This window comes from Pseudorhodoplanes sp., from assembly GCF_035565855.1.
In the GTDB taxonomy this organism is placed as follows: domain Bacteria; phylum Pseudomonadota; class Alphaproteobacteria; order Rhizobiales; family Xanthobacteraceae; genus Pseudorhodoplanes.
The window spans coordinates 1-7,947 of record NZ_DATMRX010000105.1; the positions used below are offsets into that span (position 1 = coordinate 1).

Annotated in this window: 7 protein-coding genes, 1 tRNA gene and 1 pseudogene; 1 reads left to right on the top strand and 8 read right to left on the bottom strand. The window is 62.7% G+C overall.

Going from position 1 to position 7,947, the window contains the following annotated elements:
- Positions 1 to 94 precede the first annotated feature (94 nt).
- Entirely contained in the window at positions 95 to 1,147 is a 1,053-nt protein-coding gene (locus VN004_RS05995) for an ABC transporter ATP-binding protein (protein ID WP_325607986.1), read from the top strand.
- Between the two features lie 22 nt (positions 1,148 to 1,169).
- Here VN004_RS05995 and VN004_RS06000 read toward each other — a convergent pair whose 3' ends face one another.
- The 8 genes and pseudogenes from VN004_RS06000 to nirK all read right to left on the bottom strand — a co-directional run.
- Positions 1,170 to 1,457 carry a YdeI/OmpD-associated family protein gene (locus VN004_RS06000; protein WP_325607988.1) on the bottom strand — a complete coding sequence of 96 codons (288 nt, stop codon included), beginning with the start codon at positions 1,455 to 1,457 and terminating at the stop codon, positions 1,170 to 1,172.
- A gap of 26 nt (positions 1,458 to 1,483) precedes the next feature.
- Entirely contained in the window at positions 1,484 to 2,212 is a 729-nt protein-coding gene (locus VN004_RS06005) for an ABC transporter ATP-binding protein (protein WP_325607990.1), read from the bottom strand.
- Positions 2,209 to 3,345: an ABC transporter permease gene (locus VN004_RS06010; RefSeq protein WP_325607992.1), complete on the bottom strand. Its 1,137-nt coding sequence runs from the start codon at positions 3,343 to 3,345 to the stop codon at positions 2,209 to 2,211. Before VN004_RS06010 ends, VN004_RS06005 begins: the two co-directional genes overlap by 4 nt.
- 90 nt (positions 3,346 to 3,435) lie before the next feature.
- A pseudogene (locus tag VN004_RS06015) lies at positions 3,436 to 4,622 on the bottom strand (glycosyltransferase family 9 protein).
- 28 nt (positions 4,623 to 4,650) lie between these two features.
- Entirely contained in the window at positions 4,651 to 5,253 is a 603-nt protein-coding gene (locus tag VN004_RS22505) for a glycosyltransferase family 29 protein (RefSeq protein WP_414710235.1), read from the bottom strand.
- A 55-nt stretch (positions 5,254 to 5,308) separates the two neighbouring features.
- Complete coding sequence (locus tag VN004_RS06025) at positions 5,309 to 5,968, bottom strand: hypothetical protein (RefSeq protein WP_325607996.1); 660 nt, start codon at positions 5,966 to 5,968, stop codon at positions 5,309 to 5,311.
- A 181-nt stretch (positions 5,969 to 6,149) separates the two neighbouring features.
- A tRNA-Arg gene (locus tag VN004_RS06030) sits at positions 6,150 to 6,226 on the bottom strand.
- Between the two features lie 141 nt (positions 6,227 to 6,367).
- A partial coding sequence (gene nirK, locus VN004_RS06035; RefSeq protein WP_325607998.1) for a copper-containing nitrite reductase occupies positions 6,368 to 7,947 on the bottom strand: 1,580 nt, incomplete at its 5' end.

Genomic DNA, 7,947 nt, shown 5'->3' on the forward strand with positions numbered 1-7,947 from the left:
GGCGCGATTGATCTTGTCTCGGCGCTGTCGGTGGTCAATGTCCTGATGATCGCGTTCGGACTGGCGGTCGCGTTACGCTTGGGAGTGCGTTTGCATGGCTGATTTGACGGTCGAGAAACTCGGCGTTCGCCTCGGCGACAATGAAATCCTGCGCGGTGTTTCAATGACCGTGCCGCGCGGCAAGGTCGTTGCGTTTCTCGGCCCGTCGGGGAGCGGCAAGACAACATTGTTGCGCGCCGTTGCCGGCCTCGAGAAGCCGCATAGCGGCGCGATCAAAATCGGCGACCGCGCGCTGTACGATGCCGCGCGCGGCATCGATCTGCCCGCCGAGGAACGCGGCCTCGGCCTCGTCTTCCAATCCTATGCGCTATGGCCGCATCGCACGGTGTTCGACAATGTCGCCTATGGCCTGAAGCTGCGCGGCGTCACGGGCGGCGAGCGCAAGAAGCGCGTCGAGGCGGCGCTGGCGCAGATCGGGCTTTCGCATCTTGCCGCGCGCTATCCGCATCAGCTTTCGGGCGGCCAGCAGCAGCGCGTCGCGCTGGCGCGGGCGCTGGTTTACGAGCCGCCGGTGATTTTGCTCGATGAGCCGCTCTCCAATCTGGATGCGAAATTGCGCGAGGAAGCGCGCGCCTGGCTGCGGCAACTGATTGTTTCACTTAATCTTTCGGCGCTTTGCGTCACCCACGATCAGATCGAGGCGATGGCGATTGCCGACAGGATCGTGCTGCTGAATGGCGGCGTGGTCGAACAGGAGGGCACGCCAACCGAGCTTTACAGCGCGCCGCGCACGCTATTTGCGGCCGAATTCATGGGCAGCAACAATCGTCTTGCCGGCGCAAGCGCGGGCGCGGGCCAGTTGAGAATTGGCGATGCGGTTCTCGAAGGCGCCGCGCGCGGCGAGACCGCGCCGGGGGCGGCGGCGATCGGTGTTATTCGTCTCGAGCGGGTGCGCGTCGCGGATGCCGCCGGCCCGAACCGCATCAAGATGGAGCTGAAGACCCAGATGTATCTCGGCGAGCGCTTCGAGCTTGTCTTCGCGCTCGATAAAATGCTGGTGCGCGCCTATGCCGAACGTGAGATTTCGCCCGGCGCGCATTACGTCGAATTTCCGAAAGAGGCGCTGTGGATTTTTCCGCAGGGCTGAGCGGATCGCCAATCGTTTTCGCTCAGCGGTGAGGGCAGCCCGGCCAGCAGCAGGGGCGGCGGTCGCCGCCGATCAGTTGCGAGCGCGTTCTTTCGATGCGGCGGCTTCGCGTCTCCGGCTTCTTGGCGGATTCGATCCAGCAGATCCATTCGTTGCGCGCGATCGGCGAGATGTCGTTCCAGGCCTTGAGCGCCGCGCGATCGGGGACGATGGCCGCCCGCAGATCGGCGGGCGCTTTATGCACGATGCCGCCGGCGATATTTTTTCCGGCGGTCTTTTTTCCGGTCTGACGGGCGGGTTTGGCGGGCATCCGGTTTGTCCTTGCGCCGGGGCGCCTCAATTCTTGCGCTGGCGCGCGCCTTTGCGTTCCATCTGGGCGGCGGGGTCTTCGTGCTTCAGTACGCCGTCCTCAATGTAAATGATTCTGTCGGCGAAGGGGATGACGCGCGAATCGTGACTGACGGCCAGCACAGCGCTGTTCTGATCCTCGGCAAGCTCGCTCAGGATATTCATGACGGCGCGTCCGTTGCTGGTGTCGAGCGCGGCGGTCGGCTCGTCGGCGAGAATGACCGAGGGATTGGCAACGATGGCGCGGGCGATGGCGACGCGCTGCTGCTCGCCGCCGCTCATCTCGCGCGGGAAGGCCTTGCTTTTGCGCGAGAGCCCGACTTTCTCGAGAAGCTTGTGCGATTTGTTCGCGGCCTCGCTGCCGTTCTGGCCGCGAATGTCGAGCGCGAGCTGAATGTTCTCGGCGGCGGTCAGCGTCGGAAAGAGATGATAGGACTGAAAGATGAAGCCGATATGCGAGCGGCGAATTTCCGCGAGCCGCTCGGGCCCGGCCTTTTCGACCGGATTGCCGCAGATGGCGAGCGTTCCCTTGCCGGGGGTCAGCATGCAGCCAAGGATAGAGAGCAGCGTCGTCTTGCCGCTGCCGGAAGGGCCCATCAGCAGCGTGAGTTCGCCGCCCTTGAGCGTGAGATTGGCGGAAGCGACGGCGCGAACCTGAACGTGGCCCTCGCCGAACGTCTTTGAAATATTCCGGGCTTCGAGCAGCGCTTTGCTCATCGCGTCAGCACCGTGACCGGATCGATGCGGACGACGCGGGCGATCGCGACGATCGCCGACACGAGGCACATCAGAAGAATGATGACGACAAGCCCGCCGGCCTGCAGCGGCGTGATGATGATGGGAAGAGCGCTCTTTGCCGTCAAATGGACGACGACCGCGCCGATCGCGCCGGCAAGGCAAAGGCCGATCACGGCGTTGAGCAGGGCCTGATAGCGGATGATGCGGAAGATATAACGGTTCGAGCAGCCGATGGCGCGCAGCGCCGCGAATTCCGGCAGGTGCTCGCGAGTGTTGGAGTAGAGCGTCTGCGCGAGGATCGCCGTGCCGACGATGACGCCGAGCAGGACGCCGGCAAAGAGCGCGGCGCCCGCGCCGGTGCTGAACAGCCAGAAGGTGCGGCTGCGCTGGCGAAATTCCTGCGGCGTGAGCACCTCGACATTCGCCACCTTCGAGCGGATGGCGTCGCGGACGCGGTTGATATCGCTGCCGGGTTTCACGCGCACAAGCAGTTGGCTGATCTTGCCCGGCGGAAGATCGAGATAGCTCCGCGCCGCATCGAGATCGGAGAAAACGTAGGGCATCGTCGTGAAGGAGCGAATGCCGTCGGTGACGACGGCGACCTTCACCTTGTGCCGGTTGATTTCGGCGGTCGACCCCGTGCCGGAAACGCCGAGTCGGCCGTAATAGGAGCGATCGACGGCGACGGTGTCGGGCGCGCCGAGGTCTTCGGCTTTTCCTTCCACCACGTTCCAGGGCTGGAGTCCGCGAAGTTTCGGGTCGGAACCGATGATGAATACGGGCGTGCGCTCGCCGCTCGCCGGAAGGTGCCAATCGGAAAAGCCGATGACGAGCGGGACGGCTTCGGCGACGCCATCGACCGCGAGCACTTTATCTTTGATGTCTCCGTCGAGCTGGGAAATATCTTCCATCGAGTTGATGCCGCGCGAGAGGATCCAGAGATCCGTCGAGGCGTGGTCGATCATCATCGTCACCATGCGCCCGAAGCCCGAATAGAGCCCCATCTGGACGAGGACGAGGACGACGGAAAACACGATACCGATGAGCGTCGCGATGAAACGCAGACGGTCATGAAAAAGATTACGCAACGCGAGTGTCAGGCTCAGCGGCATCGATGAAACGCTTCCACTTTCCGCCAGCCGTCGCCCCAACGGTACCCGGGGTCACAACGCCGGAGGCTGATGCAAGGTTCCGCCGGGTGGTTAGGGGTCCGCGAGACCGCTATTTGCGGTGCCCGCCTTGTTCCGGGAGAGCTCCAAGGCCGTATCCACGACATATTCGGGACTGATCGCGGTGAGGCAGCGGCGCTCGTTGCGGCAGTCCGCCTTCTTCGTCAGATAGCATGGCGAGCATTCGATGTCGGCCCTCAGTGCGACGGCATTTCTCCCGCGCGGCTGCCATGTCTCGATATTGACTGCGCCGGAAAAGACGATGACGGCCGGAACATCGAGCGCGGCCGCAAGATGGCCCGGCCCCGAATCGTTGCCGATGAACAGGCGGCGTGGCGCAATACATCCGGCAACTGCTCGAGCGGAAGCTTGCCCGAGAGATCGCGGACGCGTTCGGATCCGATCTGCCTGGCGATCGCATCGCAATCGGCTTGCGATGTCCGGTCGCCGACGAGCACGATGGAAAGCCCGTTGCCGATCAGGCGGCGCCCGGCGGCGGCGAAGCTCTCATTCGGCCATTGCTTGATCTCGGCCCCGGCGGCCGGGGCGAGGACGGCGTAAGCGGTGTCCTTGAAAGGCACGCAGGTATCATCCGCCGCGATGGTGTGGATCGGATGGCGCGTATGCCCGAAGGCTTCGATCACGGTTCGTGCCAGCAATAGCAGGCGCGTTTCGTCATGCAGGTTCTTCGGGTCGCTGGGGATCCTTTGCTCAGGAACGTTCTCGATCCGCACGCTGACATCGAGCTTGCGATCGATGTTCTTTGTGAAAAAGCCGCAGACGAACCGGGCCTCGACGTGATCGAGCAAAAAACGCGTCTCATCGCCGAAACGAAGGTCGATCGCAATATCGAACGCAGGAAGGCGCAGGTCGCGAAACCGCTGCAGGAGAACGCCGTTCGGCGGGCGCTGTATATGCGAGCGGTCTTCGAAAAAGCGGCAAGCGACGATGTTGTCGGCTATCTCCAGTTTTGCCGCGAACGATGCGTTGGCAGGGCTGCAAACCAGCGTGATGCCGGCGCCGGGCCAGGCGTTTCTGATCTCGCGGAACGCCCGCATGCCGAGCAGCATGTCTCCGATATGATCGAGTTTCAGAATCAGGATGCGCGGCGGCCGGCCCGGGGGAAGATCGAGGTAAGATTTGTAGAGGCGGACGCCTCTGGCTTCACGCGCGGCATTTTCGGGCCTTTGCATGATGCGGCTGAAGATGCGGCGGAACATCGGTTTCTCTATAAATAAAAAATGCCGGTCATCGCATTTTTCGCAGGAAGGGTGTTTCTTTCATCATCTGTTTGATCAGCTGTTTTTCCGCTTGCCAGGGGTGATGCTCCCATCCCTGATGGGAGAAGCCGAAGAGATCGATCGCATGATCGGGAAATCGTTTCAACGCATGCGCGATCACGAGGATCCCGGTGCTCGGCATGAACGGCTTCCTGGCGCCGAGTTCGACGAGGCGCCTTTCGGTCTCGCGGCCAATCTCGGCGGAAAGCACTTCAATCGGCTTGCTGGCGAAGCGGCTGGTAAAGAACGCTTCGGTATGATCGCCATCGGCGATCTCACAGTCCTTCAAAATCTCCGGAGCACGAACGAGCCAGATCGATCGCGCCGCATCGAAGACCTCGCGCCGGATGTACGCATCGTTGTGAAGTGTTCGCAGCGCCGGCTGGCCCGAGTTCGTCAAGGCCAGGATATTGATCTTTCGGCCGTGGCGGGGATAGCTCCGGGACTGATTGCACCGGATGACGACATCATACCGGTCGATGGTTTTTCCGGACGCCCAAACGTAGCCGTTGCCGACAATGGCAACGCGCTTGTCCGGCCGCCGAGGAAATAGTCCGGAAATCCAGCGCATGCAGGAAAGACCTGGTAACGGTTTTCAGAATTGTACCGGTTGAATACCGGCAAGTTTATACGCGTGACTGGCCGGGTGAAGAGGCGAGAAGCGAGGAAGCGTGACCGGCGACTTCTTCAGGTGAAATGGTCTGCCAGGTTTGTTCGCAATGCTTGCAGGGAACGAGCATTCTGCAGGGTTCCCCGCGCGTGATATTGATATGGAAGGGATATCCTGTTGTCGAAGGGCTGATAACTCCGCCGAACAACACGACCGCGCGCCTTCCCAGGGCGGCCGCGGCGTGATGAAGCCCGCCTTCGGGCAGGATGGACAGCGCCGCCCGTTGCAGCACGGCTGCGCCCAGTCTGAACGACTCGGTCGGGATGAAATAAACGCCATCCAGAACCTCCGTTCCTTTTGCGCCGACCTGCACGGCCGGCAGCTTCACAAGGCGGACAAGTTCCTGCCACCGGTTCCGGCCCCATTGCTTGTTGGGGTTCGAGTCCCATCGGACGGTCGCCGACGCCTTCGCGATATTCGGCTCGATCAGGACGAAGGGCCCGAAACCGCGGCAGGCCTTCTCGGCGAATTCGATTTCGCTCTCGTCGAAAACGATCCGGCCGATATGATCCTGTGCTCGCCAGCCGGTATGGGTCGCGCGGATGCCGTCCCAATTCGTGTAGTCGAGATAGGGCCGGGCCCCGACGCCGTTTCTGAGAACGGCGCAGTCTCTCATTCTCTCCCGCGGATGGAGAATCTCCGGGATATTTCGCCACAGATCATCCCACCGGCGTTTGCCGCGGGCATCGACGATCCGGACCCGCTTTCCGGTTTCTCGCGCCAGAGAGAGCGCCTGACCGCAGGCCATGATTTCGTCGCCGTATGACATGCGTTTTTGGATACAGGGTTGGAAATCTTGGCGATCCCGGCAGGAATCGAACCTGCGACCTGCGGTTTAGGAAACCGCCGCTCTATCCGGCTGAGCTACGGGACCGTGCGATTTTCCTAGCACAGGCATGGCGGCTTGAGAATCTTCGAGATTCCGGCAGTGGCGAGGTTCGGCGTAAACAACAAAGGCGCAGCTTTTGGCTGCGCCCTCGTGCCGTTCAGTGTCGCGTAATTTCGGTGTTTCGGTTCAGTGGCCGCTGCCGGGCTCGACCTTGCCGTCGTAGATCTCCGGCACGCTCGCGCCCTCGACATGGAGCATGCCCATCAGGCCGCGCTCCATCCGCGCCAGCGCATGATCGACCAGAATATAGTTGCCGGGAACATCGACCTTGAACTCGGTGATGACGGCGCCGCCGGCGGGCACAAGGACTGTCTGCAGACCGTGCAACGGCTCGCTGAGAACGCCGCCGAGGTTATAGACCTTGTCGAAGATCTCGCCGATGACGTGGAACGACGAAGTGTAGTTCGGGCCGCCGACACCGAAGAAGATACGGACGGTTTCGCCGACCTTGGCCTGCAAGGGATGAAACTTCGACAACGCGCCGACCGAGCCGTTGAACACGAAGTACTCAGGCCGCTCGTTCAATAGTTTCGTGACGTCGAAGCTCTGGCTGCCGTGCTGGCCGAAGGGAGCCTCGGTGTAGATCTCGCCCTGCATGACGTAGAATTCGCGATCGACGGGTGGCAGACCTTCCTCCGGTTCGACGAGAATCATGCCGTACATGCCGTTGGCGATATGATGCGCCACCATCGGCGTCGCGCAATGGTAGACGTACAGGCCCGGAACAAGCGCCTTGAACTTGAAGCTCTTCTCTTCGCCGGGGTTGGCCTGCGTCGAGACGGCGCCGCCGCCCGGGCCGGTCGCGGCGTGGAAGTCCACGGAGTGGACCATGGCGCTGCCGTCGGCATTCTTGAGATGCACATCGACGGTGTCGCCGACGCGCACGCGCAGCATCGGGCCCGGCACCCGGCCGTTGAACGTCCAATAGCCGAAGGTGGTGCCTTCCGCGAGCCGGCCTTCGAGTTCGACCGTCACGAGATCGACACGCACTGTCTGCGGCCCGCGCTTGCCGATCGGCGCGGGGACATCGGTCGAGCGTTGCGAAATATCCGCTTCGACGACGGTCTGTTCCGGCGGCATCGGCGTCACCAGGAATTGCCCTTCCATGCCAGCGAGGCGATGGCCGGGCAGGCTGCAGTAATAAGTGTAGTCGCCAGCCTTCGAGGCGACGAACGCGATATTCGTGCTCGAGCCGCGGCCGACGATATGCGGCGAACTGCCCGCCGGGCCCTGATCGGAGAACACGATGTCGTGCTCGGCGCCTTCGCCGTTGACGAGCGTGATTTGCACGACCTGGCCTTCGGCCGCCGACAGCATCGGATTGATCTGACCGTCGATCGTGCCGCCGACGCCGATGAATACCATACGGCCTTCGGCGATGCCCGATTTCAGCGTGTAGCGGATGCCCGGAAGATAGGCCGAGCCGGCCGGCGCGCCGGCGGACTGATCGCGCGAAGGCGCAGCCGGCGCCGCCCGTTTCGCGGCGGGCGCGGCAGCAGAAGGCGAAGCCGCGGGTTGTGCCGCTTGGACAGGCGCCGTCGCTGCGGCCGCGGGGCCAGCGCTGCCGGAAAGAAACGCGATGATGGCGCGGCGCTCGTTTTCGGTCTTTAGGCCGGGGAACGGCATCTTGTTGCCGGGCACCACTTTCTGCGGATCGTTGAGGTAGGCGTCGAGCGTCGCGGCATCCCATGTCAGGTTGCTGTTTT